Annotated in this window: 18 protein-coding genes; 10 read left to right on the plus strand and 8 right to left on the minus strand. The window is 31.0% G+C overall.

Annotation, left to right across the window (positions count from 1 at the left end; translation table 11 throughout):
* Nucleotides 1-4: 4 nt before the first annotated feature.
* The 6 genes from lpxD to G4D72_RS13485 all read right to left on the minus strand — a co-directional run bounded on the left by lpxD (nt 5) and on the right by G4D72_RS13485 (nt 5771).
* Complete coding sequence (gene lpxD, locus G4D72_RS08305; RefSeq protein ID WP_166077205.1) at nt 5-1024, minus strand: UDP-3-O-(3-hydroxymyristoyl)glucosamine N-acyltransferase; 1020 nt, start codon at nt 1022-1024, stop codon at nt 5-7.
* A gap of 117 nt (nt 1025-1141) precedes the next feature.
* Nucleotides 1142-2371 carry an HD domain-containing protein gene (locus G4D72_RS08310; protein WP_166077206.1) on the minus strand — a complete coding sequence of 410 codons (1230 nt, stop codon included), beginning with the start codon at nt 2369-2371 and terminating at the stop codon, nt 1142-1144.
* A gap of 488 nt (nt 2372-2859) precedes the next feature.
* Nucleotides 2860-3192, minus strand: coding sequence for a GIY-YIG nuclease family protein (locus G4D72_RS08315; protein WP_166077207.1), 333 nt, complete (start codon nt 3190-3192; stop codon nt 2860-2862).
* A gap of 423 nt (nt 3193-3615) precedes the next feature.
* Nucleotides 3616-4479: a T9SS type A sorting domain-containing protein gene (locus G4D72_RS08320; protein WP_166077208.1), complete on the minus strand. Its 864-nt coding sequence runs from the start codon at nt 4477-4479 to the stop codon at nt 3616-3618.
* A gap of 122 nt (nt 4480-4601) precedes the next feature.
* Nucleotides 4602-5357 (minus strand): SBBP repeat-containing protein, encoded by a 756-nt coding sequence (locus tag G4D72_RS08325; protein WP_166077209.1) that lies wholly within the window; start codon nt 5355-5357, stop codon nt 4602-4604.
* Between the two features lie 285 nt (nt 5358-5642).
* A complete protein-coding gene (locus G4D72_RS13485) occupies nt 5643-5771 on the minus strand; it encodes a hypothetical protein (protein ID WP_262887224.1) in 129 nt (42 codons plus the stop codon).
* Nucleotides 5772-6010: 239 nt separating this feature from the next.
* Here G4D72_RS13485 and G4D72_RS08330 point away from each other — a divergent pair, with 239 nt between their 5' ends.
* Entirely contained in the window at nt 6011-6709 is a 699-nt protein-coding gene (locus G4D72_RS08330) for a hypothetical protein (RefSeq protein ID WP_166077210.1), read from the plus strand.
* A 33-nt stretch (nt 6710-6742) separates the two neighbouring features.
* Here G4D72_RS08330 and G4D72_RS08335 read toward each other — a convergent pair whose 3' ends face one another.
* The gene (locus G4D72_RS08335; RefSeq protein WP_166077211.1) at nt 6743-7369 is read right to left on the minus strand and encodes an SOS response-associated peptidase; all 627 of its coding nucleotides are present in this window, start codon (nt 7367-7369) and stop codon (nt 6743-6745) included.
* Nucleotides 7370-7754: 385 nt separating this feature from the next.
* On the opposite strand from G4D72_RS08335, the gene porX reads away from it, so the two are divergent.
* From porX to G4D72_RS08370, 7 genes are all read left to right on the plus strand, one after another.
* On the plus strand, nt 7755-9308 hold the full coding sequence (gene porX, locus G4D72_RS08340) for a T9SS response regulator signal transducer PorX (RefSeq protein ID WP_166077212.1): 1554 nt from the start codon (nt 7755-7757) through the stop codon (nt 9306-9308).
* 80 nt (nt 9309-9388) lie between these two features.
* A complete protein-coding gene (tsaE, locus tag G4D72_RS08345; protein WP_166077213.1) occupies nt 9389-9805 on the plus strand; it encodes a tRNA (adenosine(37)-N6)-threonylcarbamoyltransferase complex ATPase subunit type 1 TsaE in 417 nt (138 codons plus the stop codon).
* 301 nt (nt 9806-10106) lie between these two features.
* A complete protein-coding gene (gene lpdA / locus G4D72_RS08350; RefSeq protein ID WP_166077214.1) occupies nt 10107-11495 on the plus strand; it encodes a dihydrolipoyl dehydrogenase in 1389 nt (462 codons plus the stop codon).
* 151 nt (nt 11496-11646) lie between these two features.
* Complete coding sequence (locus tag G4D72_RS08355) at nt 11647-12072, plus strand: hypothetical protein (RefSeq protein ID WP_166077215.1); 426 nt, start codon at nt 11647-11649, stop codon at nt 12070-12072.
* 344 nt (nt 12073-12416) lie between these two features.
* Nucleotides 12417-14318: an SPFH domain-containing protein gene (locus G4D72_RS08360; protein ID WP_166077216.1), complete on the plus strand. Its 1902-nt coding sequence runs from the start codon at nt 12417-12419 to the stop codon at nt 14316-14318.
* A 115-nt stretch (nt 14319-14433) separates the two neighbouring features.
* On the plus strand, nt 14434-14916 hold the full coding sequence (locus tag G4D72_RS08365) for a hypothetical protein (RefSeq protein WP_166077217.1): 483 nt from the start codon (nt 14434-14436) through the stop codon (nt 14914-14916).
* Nucleotides 14917-15008: 92 nt separating this feature from the next.
* Nucleotides 15009-15440 carry a VOC family protein gene (locus tag G4D72_RS08370; protein ID WP_166077218.1) on the plus strand — a complete coding sequence of 144 codons (432 nt, stop codon included), beginning with the start codon at nt 15009-15011 and terminating at the stop codon, nt 15438-15440.
* Between the two features lie 78 nt (nt 15441-15518).
* On the opposite strand, the gene glmM is transcribed toward G4D72_RS08370, so the two are convergent.
* Nucleotides 15519-16913, minus strand: a complete 1395-nt coding sequence (gene glmM / locus G4D72_RS08375) for a phosphoglucosamine mutase (protein WP_166077219.1) — start codon at nt 16911-16913, stop codon at nt 15519-15521.
* A 198-nt stretch (nt 16914-17111) separates the two neighbouring features.
* Between glmM and G4D72_RS08380 the strand changes: the two genes are divergently transcribed.
* Nucleotides 17112-17720, plus strand: a complete 609-nt coding sequence (locus G4D72_RS08380) for an acyl carrier protein phosphodiesterase (protein WP_166077220.1) — start codon at nt 17112-17114, stop codon at nt 17718-17720.
* Nucleotides 17698-18366 (plus strand): DNA alkylation repair protein, encoded by a 669-nt coding sequence (locus tag G4D72_RS08385; protein WP_166077221.1) that lies wholly within the window; start codon nt 17698-17700, stop codon nt 18364-18366. Before G4D72_RS08380 ends, G4D72_RS08385 begins: the two co-directional genes overlap by 23 nt.
* Nucleotides 18367-18439: the final 73 nt, after the last annotated feature.

Raw genomic sequence — 18439 nt, forward strand, 5'->3', positions numbered from 1 at the left:
GATTTTATTTATTATCCTTTTTTAAATCTTCTAAATCTTTTACAATTTTGGGAAAGTTTTTAAAGTGCACGAATGATTTTGCAAAATCGCCGTAATTAAAGGCTGGACTACCTTGAACTACTTCACCTTCTTTTAAACTTTTTCCAATTCCAGATTGTGCTTGAATTTTAACATTATCACTAATGGTTAAATGTCCAGCTATGCCAACTTGGCCACCAATCATACAGTTTTTACCAATTTTAGTAGAACCTGCAATTCCGGTTTGAGCAGCAATTACAGTGTTTTCACCAATTTCTACATTGTGAGCCACTTGAATTTGATTGTCTAATTTGGCTCCTTTTCTAATAATTGTAGCACCTAGTGTAGCCCTATCAACAGTAGAACACGAACCCACTTCTACATTATCTTCAATGATTACATTTCCAATTTGAGGCACTTTCACATAAGTTCCGTCTTCTTGTGGTGCGAAACCAAACCCATCAGAACCAATAATAGTTCCTGAATGAATGGTTACATTATTTCCAATTTCAGATTCAGAATAAATTCGAACACCTGCAAAGAAAATACAATTATCTCCAATAATTACATTGTCGCCAATAAAACTATTTGGATATATTTTTACATTATTACCTATTTTTACATTTTGACCTAAATAACAAAAGCTTCCTAAATACAAATTGTCACCATATTGAACGCCTTCAGAAATTACAGAAGGTTGTTCGATGCCAGATTTCATCAATTTGACTTGATTGTAATATTCTAACAATTTAGAAAACGATTTATATGCATCCTCTACTTTAATTAAAGTCGCTTTTATCTCTTGTTCTGGTTCAAAAGTTTTATTGACAATTGCAATTGAAGCATTTGTCGTGTAAATATAATTGGCATATTTCGGATTGGCTAAAAAGGTTAAAGAACCTTCAGTTCCTTCTTCAATTTTTGCTAATTTATATACTTCTGCATTCGGATTTCCTATTACTTCTCCTTCTAAAATGCTGGCTATTTGTGCTGCTGTAAATTTCATCTTATACGCTTTAATTTCCATCAGTATAAGATGGAACTCGCTATTATTGTATCTGCTTTAATTATAAAAAACTAACCTTAGCTCGTTTCATAGTATGCAAAAATATAAAAATTAACCTTAATCTATAACTTTCGGATAACAAATAAAATATTTGGTTACTGTTTTCGATAAAGCTTTCAAATGCATTTGGTCTGATGCTTCTACAACCGTTTCAATCGTTTTATCCTTTTTTAAGATGCGAATGGGTTCCGATGATTTGCTGTAAGCTTCGTTTTTTATCTTGCCTTTAAAAACAAAATACTCTACTTCTTTATCAGAAAGATTATACTGTTTTACATACTTTTCTTTTAACTCTAAGTATTTGATTTTATCAATCTTATCTTCATTTAATTCAATCTTTAGTAAATTGCGATTGATGATCATTTTACTTAATGAACTCAGTACAAAATCGTCATGATATTGCCATTGTTTAATCGCACCCAACACATCATAGTCGTCTAAATTAGAAAATTTATCTAAAATAGTTTTATCAATCTGATTTAATTCGATTTTGTTATTCAAGAAAAACAATAAAAACGGACTTCCAAAAAGCACTTCGCCTTTTGTAGCCAATTCTTTCGCACGTTTTAAGATTTTTGTTAAAGTCAATTCGGCAACAACACTAGTTTTATGTAAATACGCTTGCCAATACATTAATCGGCGTGCCATTAAGAATTTTTCAATAGAATAAATTCCTTTTTCTTCCATGACTAAAACGTCATCTTGTACATTTAGCATCTGAATCAAACGTTCGCTATTTACATTTCCTTCGTTCACACCTGTGTAAAAACTATCGCGTTTTAGATAATCCATTCTATCCATATCTAACTGACTAGAAATCAATTGCAACATGAATTTTCTATGATATTCTCCTTTAAAAACTTGAATAGCCAGTGACAATTTTCCATCAAATTCGGCATTCAATTGTTCCATAAACAACAACGATAATTCTTCGTGATGCACTTCTTCCACCACACTATTTTCAAGAGCGTGACTAAAAGGACCATGACCAATATCGTGTAATAAAATGGCTACATATAAGGCATTTTCTTCTTCTTCAGAAATATCAACACCTTTAAATTTAAGCGTTTGCACCGCTTTTTGCATGATATACATACAACCTAATGCGTGATGAAAACGCGTATGATGCGCACCTGGATACACCAAATACGAAAGACCCATTTGAGAAATGCGTCGCAAACGCTGAAAATACGGATGCTGAATTAAATCGTAAATTAAGGTATTGGGAATGGTTATGAAACCATAAATAGGATCGTTGAGTATTTTTAATTTGTTGATTTGGCTCACAGAATATGTTTTTGTGTAACAAATGTAAGAAAAAGTTAAAAAATAATTATTACTATTTTAACACTTTGTCATTTCAATCTATTAATCTGTCATTTCGACCTTAAGAGAAATCTCATAATCTTTGAATCTCCACTCCAATATCCCAAAACTATTACATTTCTATTTGAGAAAAAACTCAAAAAAAAAAAGTTTAACTTTATGTGATTTCTCATTACGTCGAAATGACAAACTTACACTCAATTTTTTATTAAACATCCAACACAAACTCTGTCATTTCGACCTTAAGAGAAATCTCATAATCTTTGAATCTCCACACCAATATCCCAAAACTATTACAATTTCATGCGAGAAAAAACTCAAAAAAAACTAAAGTTTAACTTTATGTGATTTCTCCTTACGTCGAAATGACAAGTATACTTTCAATTTTTTAATAAACATCCAACACAAACTCTGTCATTTCGACCTTAGGAGAAATCCCATAATCTTTTTTACAATATCAATTTAAAATGGTCATTTAAAAAAGTAAATTCAGGATTAAAACTCCTAATCAAATTCATTTTCTTTTCTCTTCTCCACTTTTTTAGTTCTTTTTCTCTAGCGATAGCTTCTTCAACCCAAACAAATTTTTCATAATAAACCAAAAACTCTAAATTATATTTTGAAGCAAAAGTTGAATTTCCTTGTTCTAAATTTTCTTTATGTTGTTGCAATCTTAGTTTCAAATTATTTGTCATACCAATATAAAAAGTAGAACGATATTTATTAGTAATTATATAGACATAATAGGAATGAAAACCTACTTGTGGATTAAACTCATTCATGTTTTTTGTTTTTAACTTTATGTGATTTCTCCTTACGTCGAAATGACAAACTTACTCTCAATTTTTTATTAAACATCCAACACAAACTCTGTCATTTCGACCTTAGGAGAAATCACATAATCTTTGAATCTCCACTCCAATATCTCAAAACTATTACTTTTCATGCGAGAAAAAACTCAAAAAAAACTAAAGTTTAACTTTATGTGATTTCTCCTTACGTCGAAATGACAAACTTACTCTCAATTTTTTATTAAACATCAAACACAAACTCTGTCATTTCGACGTAAGGTGAAATCCCATAATCTTTGAATCTCCCACTCTAATGTCCCAAAACTGTTACATTTCTATTTGAGAAAAACTCAAAAAAAACTAAACATTAACTTTATGTGATTTCTCCTTACGTCGAAATGACAAACTTACTATCTACTCTTTAATCACTTTCACACTTTCTTTTTTACCGCTCTCAGATTGTAAGTGTAATAAATAGTAACCACTTGCAAATTCAGAAATTGTTATTGTATTTTCAGTTGTGTTTATACAACCTTCTTTAACTAAAACACCTGTTATTGTAAATAATTGATAACTAGTTTTTTCTTTTACTGGTATAATAAATAGATCTTTTACTGGGTTAGGATAGATATTTGTTTTTACTTCTTCAAAGCTTTCACTACTTAATGGTAAACAAGGTTGAGTAGAAAATTTAGTGATAAAAAAGTCAGAATCTCCACCTTCATTGACCACCGTATTGTTATTTACATCATATAAAATTCCACCAAAACCACCACCAATTATATAATCTCCTGAAGCGTCTTTTGCAATAGCAGCACCATAATCTATGGAAGGTGTATTACTTGTAATTTTATTTAAACTCAAACAAGCGCCTGAAGTAGTATTAAAACGAGCCAACAAAACATCTGTTCCTTCATTAGTACCTGGCATCGCAATTGTTTGAGTGCCCCAAGTAAAATTAGTTTTACTACTGCTACCTATAAACGCTAGTTCTGTTCCATTGTACAACACATTACCAAAAGTACCTCCTCCGTTAGAAATTGAAGGATTTGATACCCATGTAGTACTGGAAGCATCAGGTATAGTTTTCATTATGAAAATAGTACCTGGTATAGTTGCGTAACTAAACCCTAAAAATGAATTATTATTTAAACCTGTTATATTACCTGCTATATATATGCTATTTTGCGCATCAAAGTCTAAACCATAAAATCTTATTCTGCCTGTGTTTGTTGTGGTATCCTCTCTTTTCCATAATAATGTACCATCTATTATCATAACATACCAAAGCTGCAGAATTTACAATAGGTTGCCCATTAATAGAAATAGTTGTATCTGAACTCCTTTTAACTATTGTAGTATAATAATACCCATTATGAGGGTTTCTATAATATGTAATATCATAAGAGGAATTTGTTTGAATTGTACCTAATTGTGGCACTAATTAAGGTTCCATCCAAATTATATTTTAAAACATATGGTGTATAAGAATCTGAATTGCTATTGGTAAATGCACCATCCGCATAAGTACCTGGTGGCAACCATAAATACCAATAAATAACATCATTTTGAATTTGAAAATTCATTGAAGCAGTATATGTAGTTGCATTTAATGTTGAAGTAGGTAATTGTGGCCTTTTTACATACTGTAGTACTCCATTTTTATTAAATTTAGCATAAAATATTCGAGTACAAGCCGAACTAGAATTAGAAAAAAAGTACTCAGTATCAATCTGAGAAGGATATGGTTCAGATGGAGTCCCAGGATAAGGATGACAACTTTGCATTTTCCCACCAACATATACATTGTCTTGACTATCTACCACTACAGAATTAATAGTTTCATCACCATTACCACCAAAAACCTTACTCCAACGATAGGTACCATCACAAGCAAAACTGGCTAACACTACATCTTGTGGACCAAAACCAGGATTATCATAATTACTTTTAGGGTTACCATCCACATCTAAACCACTCATTCCTACATAAGATAATGTGTAATAATTTTTTTCACTATCTGTAGCAATACTGTATACAGATTCATAATCAATACCTAAATTTTCATTACTACCTCCTCGTTTCATCCATTGAAAAGATTGGGAAAAAGTAGTGAAAGCAATGAAGAAAGTGATATATGTAAAAAGTTTTCTCATAGTTTTTTAGACTTGTAGAATTCATTAATTCCACTATTTTAATCAAATATAAAACTTTTACACAATTTTTAAGAAAACGCTACTAAAAAAAGCAATATTCCAGTTTCATAATATTTTTTTATTGCAATAATTGTATAAAAACTTAATTATTTCAATTTTGCTAAGCTGACCATATTGCGACTCAAAGCCGACAACAATTCAAGTTAGAGTTTGGCTTTTTCCAAAATCACCTGTTTTTTTTAGTTAAACAAGCAACATTTAAGATTCTTAAACAATAGAAAAAATCTAAAACAAACTAAATTGAATATCTAAAGAAGTCGCTTTGAGATTCACTTCATACAAAAATGCAAAATCGTTGTAATTTGCTACAGCCAACCAAGCTTTTTCATCTTTTGGTTTTAAAATGATGGGCATTCTTTTTTTAATTTTATGAATGTCACTATTAATGCATTGGCTTGTGTAGGTAACATGGAAAAAGTAAGCGCAAAAAATTTGGAATTAAAAAAGAATAAATACCTGCAAAAGCTTTTTCATTTTCGATTTCTATTATATTAAAAAAGATAGGAACGTTCAAGATTCAATTAAATAAATTTTAACAATTGTTACTTTTTGTGTTTTTAATTTTGCAGTAAATTTGACATAAATATTTTATCATGAGTCGTTTACATCAAGAATTAAAGCAAATTCAAAAAAAGTTTCAATTTGATTTTTCATCAATTACTTTTACAGATCGCATTGATGTTTCGCCAACTTTAATTAGTGTTGTTGAACGATTGAATTCTAGCAACGAAAATTCAATTAATACCTTTCATTTTGATAAGTTACAGTCCGATTTAATATTTTCAGAGGCTGCTATAAAGGAACTTGCTATAACGTATCGTTTGCGATTTCTTTCTACTTCATATTATAAGAATGAAATTCCTAAAGAAGCCATTCACTCCGTTTTGGTATTTGAAAACGAACATCAAACCCAAATCAAAAACTTCAAAATTTTAGCTCCAAAAGAAAATTTTGCGCTTGAAAATTATGATGACCCACTGTTATTTATGTCATTAGGTAATGGCTATTATTATTTATTAGCCAAATGGGGAAATGATTTATCCGTTTTTAGAAAAATTAAATATTGGCCTTTTAGAAATATATTCACTTTGGTTACTACTACTTTACTATTGTCTTTACTTGTTTTAGTGATTTGCGGACTTATTAATCCAAATTTATGGGTAACAAGTCGAGCTTTATCGATATTTCTATTTTCTTGGAAAACTTTCTTGTTTATTTTTATCTATTATACCTTTAAAACAGGTAATTATCCTAGTGAATTCAATTGGAATAGCTCCTTTCACAACAAATAAAGGGCTGTAACAACTTTAATTTATTGCAAAAATCTAAAACAAACTAAATTGAGCATCTAAAGAAGTAGCTTTAAGATTCACTTCATACGGAAATGCAAAATCGTTGTAATTTGCTCCAGCTAACCAAGCTTTTTCATCATTTGGTTTTAAAATGATAGGCATTCTTTTTTTAACATTATGAATGTCACTCATTAATGCGTTGGCTTTTGTGGTTAGCATAGAAAAAGTTAGCGCATTTAATTTGGTGTTAAAACAATAAATTCCAGCGAAAGCAAATGCATTTTCATTTTCGATTTCAATCAGATATTTTTCTTTTTTGGATCCTGATTTATTTAACCATTGCCATTCATAAAATCCGTCCGCAATAATTAAACACCTGTTTTGTATGCTATCTTTATAAGAATTTGTAGTTGTAATGTCTTCAACTCTAGCATTTAATGTAAAATCTTGATGCTTTTCGTCTTTGGCCCAATTGGGTAATAAACCCCAAATTCCATGCTCCAGCACATTTGGATTTTTATCTGTAATTATTAAAGATTTAGGATGTTCAAAACCATTCACATAGGTAACAGGTGTTATGTGTATTCCTGATTTCTTTTTAGCATTAAACTGTTTTTCTAATACTAAACCCTCTTTAGTTTGTTTATAATGAAAACACATCTGCAATATTCTTTTTTCAAATATATAATTTATTGTAATGCATAACAATTAAAAAAAGTTTCAAATTAAAATAAAAACATCAATCTAATGTAAATTAAAATTTTAGCTCAATTTTTCAAACGGATCATTTCAAACAAAACAACTTCCTATCAAAGGCATATCAAAGCCCACTATAATGCCACTTTAATGGGATAAAATAGCAATTGAAAATCAAACAAAATATGAGAGTATGAAATAATATCTTTTAGCCATCAAAAAAACACAAAATACAGTGGCAAATAAAAACTATTGTTGCACTTAGAAGTAAATTTTTTATTTTTTACACAATTTTTAAGAAAAAGTACGTTAAACAAATAGTAACTTGCACTTTTAAAACTAAAACACGATGAACAACATAAAAATACTTTGGGTTGATGATGAAATCGACTTATTAAAGCCACATATTTTATTCTTAGAAAAGAAAAACTACGATGTAACCACTTGTAATAACGGACAAGATGCGATTGATTTATATAAAGAAACGGCTTTTGATGTGGTTTTTTTAGATGAAAATATGCCAGGACTTTCAGGATTAGAAACGCTTTCAGAAATGAAAGAATTTAAATCTTCTACACCGGTAATTATGATTACAAAAAGTGAAGAAGAATACATTATGGAAGAAGCTATAGGAAGTAAAATTGCCGATTATTTGATAAAACCTGTAAATCCAAATCAGATTTTATTGAGTTTGAAGAAAAACTTAGACCATTCGCGTTTAATTTCTGAAAAAACGACTTTAGATTACCAGAAGGAATTCCGAAAAATTGCCATGGAAATGTCGATGGTAAATTCTTTTGACGAATGGGCGGAATTCTACAGAAAACTAGTGTATTGGGAAATTGAATTAGAAACTATTGAAGACCAAAACTTAATTCAGATTTTAGAAAGTCAGAAAGCGGAAGCCAATTTGCAATTCGGGAAATTTATTGAACGTAATTACGAAGATTGGTTCGATGAAAAAGCAGACAAACCTGTATTATCTCATAAATTATTTGGAGAATTTGTAGCACCAGAAATTCGTAAAAAAGACAAACCAGTTCTTTTCATCGTAATTGATAACTTGCGTTTGGATCAATGGAAAATTTTTGAAAATATTGTATACAATCACTACAAACCTGAAAAGGAAGTGAACTACTACTCTATTTTACCAACAGCAACTCAATATGCTAGAAATGCGATTTTCTCTGGATTATTACCTTTAGAAATGGAAAAAAAATTCCCTCAATATTGGAAAAATGATACCGATGATGGTGGAAAAAACTTACATGAAGCCGATTTTTTAAATGAGCAACTGAAACGTTTGGGTTTAAATATTAAAAGTGAATATCATAAAATCACCAATTTACGCGATGGGAAAAAATTAGTAGACAACTTCAAGGCATGTAAAAACAACGATTTAACTACTATTGTGTATAATTTCGTGGATATGTTATCACATGCGAAAACCGAAATGGATGTAGTGAAAGAATTAGCATCAAATGATAAAGCGTATCGTTCTTTAACGTTGAGCTGGTTTAAAAATTCGCCTTTATTAGAAATGATTCAACAAGCCCAACAAATGGGTTTCAAACTAATTATCACCACCGATCACGGAACCATAAATTGTAAAAACCCATCGAAAGTAATTGGAGATAAAAACACAAGTTTAAACTTACGTTACAAAACTGGAAGAAGCTTAACATACGAAGACAAAGACGTTTATGCCGTAAAAGATCCCAAAAAAATCGGTTTACCTGCTATAAATATGACAAGTTCTTATATTTTTGCAAAAAGCGATTACTTTTTAGCGTATGTAAATAATTTCAATCATTATGTAAGTTATTACAGAAATACCTATCAACACGGTGGAATTTCGTTAGAAGAAATGATAATTCCATGCATCGTTTTAAATCCGAAATAGTAATATGAAGTGGGTTTTGAGTTCTGTGCTACTTAGTTAACACACAACTCAAAACTAGCCACTCACAACTTGCCAAACTAATGACAACCACCTTTACCTTAGAAGAAATAAACAAAGTAGCCAAAGACCTATTAGCCACTCCAAATTTAAAAAAAGTTATCACCTTTCATGCTTCAATGGGTGTAGGAAAAACTACGCTTATTAAAGAATTGGTTAAAGAATTAGGAGTTACAGAAAATTCCAGTAGTCCTACATTTTCATTAGTAAATGAATACGAATCTGAAACTGGAGCAACCATTTATCATTTCGATTTATATCGTATAAATAGCGAATTAGAAGCATACGATATGGGAATTGACGAATATTTTTATTCTGGAAATTGGTGTTTTATCGAATGGCCAGAAAAAGTACCACATTTATTACCACTAGATCATGCTTCAATTGTAATTAAAAGCTTACCAAATGGCAAAAGGGAACTAACTTTAAAGAATGATTAAGTTATTAACACTTCAATTAAGCACATTAAAATCGATATTATGGTTAAAATTTAACTTAATCAAAATAGAAATTTGAATTCAATTCCCTTCAAAACATCTAAATTCTATTTAACTTTATTATTGTAAATAGATAGAAATAAATAAATATTTACTAATTTCGCAATCAGAAAAAAAATAAGAAAAACACATCATAAGTCAAGAGCGTAAGCGACTGCATTTTTACAATAATTAAATAAACACAAAAAAATGACAAGAGCGGTAGCGACTGCATATTTACAATAATAAAATAAACACAAAAAATATGAAATACGATATTATAGTTTTAGGAAGTGGTCCTGGTGGATATGTTACAGCAATTAGAGCCTCACAATTAGGATTTAAAGTTGCCGTTATTGAAAAAGAAAGTTTAGGTGGCGTTTGTTTAAATTGGGGTTGTATTCCAACAAAAGCCTTACTTAAATCAGCTCAAGTTTTCGATTATTTAAAACATGCTGCAGATTACGGATTAAAAGTAGATAATGTAGATAAAGATTTTAACGCAGTGGTTGCCCGTTCTCGTAGTGTAGCTGGTGGAATGAGTAAAGGTGTACAATTTTTAATGAAAAAAAATAAAATTGATGTAATCGATGGTTTTGGAAAAGTAAAACCAGGTAAAAAAATTGACGTAACTGCTGCAGATGGAAAAGTTACGGAATATTCAGCAGATCACATCATTATTGCTACAGGTGCTCGTTCACGTGAATTACCAAACTTACCACAAGATGGTGTAAAAGTAATTGGTTACAGACAAGCGATGACTTTACCAACTCAACCAAAATCTATGATTATTGTGGGTTCTGGTGCGATTGGAGTAGAATTTGCGCATTTCTATAATTCAATGGGAACTGAAGTAACTATTGTTGAATTTATGCCAAATATTGTTCCTGTTGAAGACGAAGACATTTCAAAACAAATGGAACGTTCTATGAAAAAAGCGGGTGTAAACATCATGACTAATTCTTCAGTAGAGAAAATCGATACTACAGGAAATGGCGTAAAAGCTACAGTTAAAACAGCTAAAGGCGAAGAAGTAATTGAAGCTGAAATTTTACTTTCTGCAGTTGGAATCAAAACAAACATTGAAAATATTGGTTTAGAAGAAGTAGGTATCGCTACGGATAGAGATAAAATCTTAGTAAATGACTACTACCAAACTAATGTTCCAGGCTATTATGCCATTGGAGACATTACTCCTGGTCAAGCTTTAGCTCACGTAGCTTCTGCTGAAGGAATTTTATGTGTTGAAAAAATCGCTGGTTTACATGTGGAACCATTAGATTACGGAAATATTCCAGGTTGTACTTATGCTACTCCAGAAATTGCTTCTGTTGGTTTAACTGAAAAAGCAGCTAAAGAAAAAGGTTACGAAATTAAAGTAGGTAAATTCCCTTTCTCAGCATCAGGAAAAGCAACTGCTGGTGGAAATACTGACGGATTTGTAAAAGTAATTTTCGATGCCAAATACGGCGAATGGTTAGGTTGCCATATGATTGGTGCCGGAGTAACAGATATGATTGCAGAAGCAGTTGTAGCTAGAAAATTAGAAACTACTGGTCATGAAATCTTAAAAGCAGTTCACCCGCACCCAACTATGAGTGAAGCCGTTATGGAAGCTGTAGCTGCTGCTTATGATGAAGTGATTCATATTTAAGATTTACGAATTTAGATTTACGAATTTAGATATACGATTTGTCATGCTGAACTTGTTTCAGCATCTAAATACTCAAAACCGTCTTGTTAAAACTTGACGGTTTTTTTTGTGAAAAATCATTACATTTACTCATATAATTACTAAAACCAAAATGGAATATAAAATTTTAAATATTTTTTTATCTTTATTACTACTTTCATATTCAATAAGAACATTTTATTTTACCTACAAAGAGCCGTCTACATTTAGTACCGATTTAAAAGGTTATCTTTTTGGAATTTCAATGTCAGCTTTATGTTTAATGTCATTAATTGGAAAATTTGATTTATTAGAAACAACAATCACCTTATTTAAAGATACATTCAAGGTTAAAACCAATTTAAAAGTATTTGTGATTATTGGTTGGGCATTATTCATAATGGTAGGAATTGCAGTATATTACTACATAAAACACAATAAAAACACAGCAGTAAAAAAAGTAGGATTTTATAAAACTAAATATCTAATAAACACAGCTTTAATTTATTTAACAATTTTATTTTTAGTTTTTTACCTAATCTTCAAAATTCTACAATAAATTATTGTCATGCTGAACTTGTTTCAGCATCTAAGTACTCAAAACCGTCTTGTTAAAACTTGACGGTTTTTTTATTTTAAAAAATTCACAATTGCCTAATTCACAACCATTTACCTATTTCATAAAAATAAATATTTAAAAATTTGTAACTTATTATTTACACCTACGTATAATAATAGATTTTTATTTTAAACGACCTTCAAATGGCACATAAGTGTTAATACTCACTTTTCAAAAAATAATTCTTACAACAGAATTTGAAACTGCACAATCTCAGATTAACCACATTTTAATCTCTTTTCAAAATAAAAATCAAAATACAATTATCAACTAAATAATTTAATATGACATCAATTTTCGATTTTTGGTGGGTACTTTTACTAGTACTAACAGTAGTTTTCTACAAATTTGTATTACGTGTATTCTTCGGAATGGTTATCGTACCCGAAGATAAAATTGGTTTAGTAACCAAAAAATTCGTGCTTTTCGGTGCTGATAAATCCTTACCAGATAGCAGAATTATTGCCACAAAAGGAGAAGCTGGTTTTCAAGCTCAATCTTTAGCTCCAGGTTTGTATTGGGGCATGTGGATTTGGCAATTTTCTGTAGACATGACTCCATTTACCATCATTCCAGAAGGAAAAATCGGTTTGGTTTTAAGTAAAGATGGAAAAGAAATTCCAACAGGTAGAATTTTAGCTCGAAAAGTTGAATCAGATAACTTTCAAGATGCTAAAGCGTTCTTAGACAATGGCGGACAAAAAGGACGTCAAACCGCTTTTATTACCAGTGGTTCCTATCGTATCAATACCTATTTGTTTGAAATCGTAATTATAGATCAAGTGAAAATCTATGAAAATATGATTGGAATTGTTACCGCTTTAGATGGTGAACCGATTCAACAAGGTCAAATTGCTGGTAAAAACGTTGAAGGACATAATAACTTTCAAGATTGTGATTTCTTTTTAGAAAGTGGCGGAAATCGTGGATTGCAACCTCAAGTTATGTTGGCTGGTTCGTATTATATCAATACTTGGGCATATCAAATTGAACAAAATCCGATGACAGACGTGCCAATTGGTTACGTAGGTGTTGTGATTTCTTATATTGGAGAAGACGGTCAAGATGTAACAGGCGATACTTTCAAACATGGAAATATCGTATCGAAAGGACAACGCGGGGTTTGGATGGAACCACTTGGACCAGGAAAATATGCTTTAAATAAATATACAACGAAATTAGAACCGGTTCCAACCACTAACTTAGTATTAAATTGGGCTAACGCCAGAAGTGAATCGCATGATTTAGATAAAAATTTATCTACAATTACCGTTCGTTCTAAAGATGGTTTCCCATTCAATTTAGATGTAGCACAAATTATTCATGTCCCAGCTAACGAAGCACCAAAAGTAATTGCCCGTTTTGGAAGCATGACGAATTTAGTTTCACAAGTATTAGAACCTACAATTGGTAACTATTTTAGAAACTCGGCACAAGATAGCGATGTAATATCTTTCTTAAGCACACGTAAAGAACGACAAGAGTCAGCTAAAAATCATATCAAAACAGTTTTAGATGAATATAATGTAAATGCAGTAGATACTTTAATTGGTGATATTGTTCCACCAGATTCATTAATGAAAACGTTAACCGATAGAAAATTAGCAGAAGAAGAACAAAAAACGTATCAAACCCAAAAAATGGCGCAAGAACAACGTCAGGGTATGGAAAAAGAAACGGCTATTGCTGACATGCAAAAAGAAATTGTTCGTGCTTCTCAAAGTGTAGAAATTGCGCAACGTACAGCTGATGCAACCGTTAAAAAAGCAGAAGGAGATGCAACAAGTTTAAAATTAAATGTAAATGCAGAAGCAGAAGCTACCAAAATGAGAGCAAATGCAGAAGCTGAAGCAACAAAAGCAAGAGCTGGTGCACAAGCAGAAGCTACGAAATTAAATGCTAGTGCAGAAGCTGAAAAAATCTCTAAAACTGGTTTAGCAGAAGCAGAAAAAATTATGGCAATTGGTAAATCTACAGCAGAATCGTATCAATTACAAGTTTCTGCGATGGGTGGCGATAACTTTACGAAATATAAAATTACCGAAGAAATTGCAAAAGGTAAAATTAAAGTAATTCCAGATGTTTTAATCTCTGGATCAAATGGTTCAGAAGGTGGCATCAGTGGTTTATTAGGTATGAAACTAATGGAAATGATGGATACCAAAAATGAAGAAAAAAACATATAATACCTTGTTAACGTCTCAAGAAATTGGGGCGTTTTCTTTTTTATTTACATCAAATAAATATTTTTGGTACGGAGTTTGTTATAACCAAATGAATAGTAACCTAAATCTCATATAAATGAAAACTTTTCAGTCTACAAACAAGAGCTTAAAAATCTTTCTAGTACTTGTGCTATTAAGTTTATTTATCACTACAGAAACAACATTTGCTCATGGAAAACCTCCTAAATGGGCTCCTGCTAAAGGATATCGTGCCAAAACAAGACACATTTATTTCCCACAGCAAAATTTTTATTATGATATTCAAACGAGTAATTATTTTTATTTGAAAAATGGTAATTGGACAGTAAGTGTTTCAATTCCATCACCATTTATAAATATAAACTTGGGTAGTGTAGCTCAAATTCAACTAGATTATTACGGAGCAACTCCATATTATTACAATACAAACCATTGTGCAAAATATAGAAAAGTAAAAGTTAATCCAACAAGAACAAGAGTTATTGTAAGTAAAGAAAGAAAAACTAATGCGCATCACGGATCAAACCGCAAACATGCTAAAAAAAAAGGTAATGGACGTGGACATGGTAACGATAAATGATCATACATTTAATGACAAAATAAAAAAGTCTGATACAAAATTGTAACAGACTTTTTTTATTATTACTTTTAAAAAATCTAAAACAATATATCATGGCTACAATAAGCACCTACCTAACATTTAACGGAACTACAGAAGCTGCTTTTAACTTTTATAAATCGGTTTTTGGTGGCGAGTTCACTGAATTGCATAAGTTTAATTCGATGCCTCCACAAGATGGAATGCCAGCATTAAGTGAAGAAGAAGGAAATCGAATCATGCATGTTAGTTTTCCTATTGGAACGGCAACTTTATTTGGTAGCGATACTTTGAGTACGCATGGCGATGTTGTTATTGGAAACAATTTTTCCATTTCTATTAATGCAGAAAGTAAAGAAGAAGCGGATAAATTATTTAACGGACTTTCAGCTGATGGAAAAATAACAATGCCAATGGAAAGTACTTTTTGGGGTGCTTACTTCGGAATGTTTACCGATAAATTCGGAATCAATTGGATGATCAATTTTGATGAAGTTCCTCAATAAAACATAAAACCTGACAGGTTTAAAATCTGTCAGGTTTGTATAATAGCATCTGAAATAATCCCGAAGTATCGGGACAGATTAAATCCCAGCAATCACTTTTAACTCTTTTACAAAACGTTCCGCTAAAACATCGGCTTCATTTTGAGTAGGCGCTTCGGTATAAATTCTAATAATCGGTTCAGTATTCGATTTTCTTAAATGTACCCATTCCGTTGGGAAATCTATTTTCACTCCATCAATGGTAGAAATTTGCTCATTTTTATAAGTTGCTGTTAAGGCTTCTAAAATCGCATCAACATCAATTTGAGGTGTCAATTCAATTTTATTTTTACTCATATAATATTGCGGATAACTCGCACGTAATTCGGCAACCGTTTTATCTTGTCCTGCTAAATAGGTTAAAAATAAAGCCACTCCTACCAAACTATCTCTTCCATAATGTAATTCTGGATAAATGATTCCACCATTTCCTTCACCACCAATAATAGCGTTGGTTTTTTTCATTAATTCTACCACATTCACCTCACCTACTGCACTCGCTTGGTAACTTCCGTTATGTTTTTCAGTAATATCGCGTAAAGCACGAGAAGAACTCATATTAGAAACCGTATTTCCTGGAGTTTTACTCAATACATAATCGGCTACAGCTACCAAAGTGTATTCTTCACCGAACATTTCTCCATCATTAGAAATAAAGGCTAAACGGTCTACATCTGGATCAACTACAATTCCGAAATCGGCTTTTTCATCTACAACCAATTTACAAATATCGCCTAAATGTTCTTTCAAAGGTTCTGGATTATGAGGAAAATGTCCGTTAGGTTCGCAGTAAAGTTTTACTACTTCTACACCCATTTGTTCAAGTAAATTTGGGATGATAATTCCACCTGATGAATTGACACCATCAACCACTACTTTAAATTTCTTAGTTTTTACTAAATCGGCATCAACCAAAGGTAATTCTAACACTTCATCTATATGAATATCCATGTAAGAATCGTTAATTGTAACTTCCCCTAAACTATCCACATCAACAAAATCAAACGCTTCAGCTTCAGCAATTTCTAATATTTTGGCACCATCAGCTCCACTTAAAAATTCACCTTTTGCATTTAATAATTTTAAAGCATTCCATTGTTTCGGATTGTGAGAAGCAGTTAAAATTATTCCACCATCAGCTTGTTCCATTGGTACAGACACTTCAACTGTTGGTGTAGTTGATAAACCTAAATCGATTACATCAATTCCTAAACCTAAAAGTGTATTTTGCACTAAATTATGAATCATTGGACCAGAAATACGGGCATCACGACCAATAACCACTTTTAATTTTCTATCCGTTACAGTACTATTGTTTTTCAAGAACGTTCCGTAAGCTGATGCGAATTTTACAGCGTCAACTGGAGTCAAGTTATCACCAACTTTTCCGCCAATTGTACCACGAATTCCTGATATAGATTTTATTAATGTCATTTTTTAATGTTTAAAAGATTAAGGGTTTAAAAGTTAAGAAGCAAACGCATATAAAATACAAATATAAAAAGTTAAGCATTGGATTTCAATAAAACATTCAAAGTTTTTTTTATATATTTACGAAGCGATTAAATGGACAAAATTAAGTTCAATACCTTTTAAACTCATAAACTCTTAAACTTTTAAATCTTTTTCAAATTGAACTACCTCGCTCACATATATCTTTCTGATGAAGATGATTTTATCAAAATTGGTAATTTCATGGCTGATGCAGTAAAAGGAAATCAGTTTGAGCAGTATCCAATTGGCATACAAATTGGTATTAGATTACACCGTTTTATTGATAGTTTTACAGATTCACATCCTGTTTACAGACAAAGCAAACATCGGTTACATGAAAAATTCGGACATTATTCTGGTGTGATAATGGATATTGTTTACGATCATTTTCTTGCTAAGAATTGGAAGCAATTTTCTGAAATTAAATTGGAAGATTATGCAGATACTTTTTATAAATTATTACAAAATAATTATGAAATTTTAACGGATAAAACTCAAAATTCCCTACCTTATATGATGGAAACCAATTGGTTAGTGTGTTACAAAAGTTTGGCTGGTTTAGAATTGATTTTATTTCAAATGGACCATCGCACCAAAAATCGTGTCAACATGCCTGCAGCCTTGGAAAACGTAAACCAATTTTACACTGAAATTGAACTAGAATTTTTTACTTTTTTTGCCGAATTAGAACAACAATGTAAAATAGAATTACAAAAATTAAGAAATGAGTTTTGTTATTACCATTAAAAAAGCATTTGAAGCACAAGAAGATCTGGTTTACGGACAAAAACAAAGTGCTTATTTAAAAAATAATTTTCCTTGTTATGGAATTCCAACTCAAGTTAGACGTGAGATTTTAAAAGAATGCTCATCAAATTATAAAGAAGCAATCAATACAAACTTCAGAAATATTTGTTGGGAGTTGTATCAATTGCCGCATCGTGAAATGCATCAAGTGGCTATCGATATTTTCATTAAAGAAATTAAAAAAAACTATCAAGTTGAAGATATAGCATTCATTGAAAAACTCATTACTACAAATTCTTGGTGGGACAGTGTGGATACTTTAGCAAAATACGCAGTAGGTGGCTATTTAGAGACATTTCCTGAAAAAAAGTATCCAATTATAGAAGAGTTCTCTAATTCAGACAACTTATGGTTAAACCGAACTGCTATTATTTTTCAATTAGGTTATAAACAAAAAACAGATTTCGATTTATTAGTTTCAGAATGTGAAAAGCACAAACATTCAAATGAATTTTTCATTCAAAAAGCCATTGGCTGGGCATTAAGAGAATATTCGTCTGTAAATCCAAGTGCTGTGTTAGAGTATGTAAATCGCACTAATTTAAAACCTTTAAGTAAAAAAGAAGCGATTAGAAAAATCATCTAACTCGTCAATTTACAATTTGTCAATGTGCCAATTATTTTGCATCTCAATTAAAATTACCGTATTTTAGCATTTC

Source organism: Flavobacterium difficile (genome assembly GCF_011392115.1).
Lineage (GTDB): Bacteria > Bacteroidota > Bacteroidia > Flavobacteriales > Flavobacteriaceae > Flavobacterium > Flavobacterium difficile.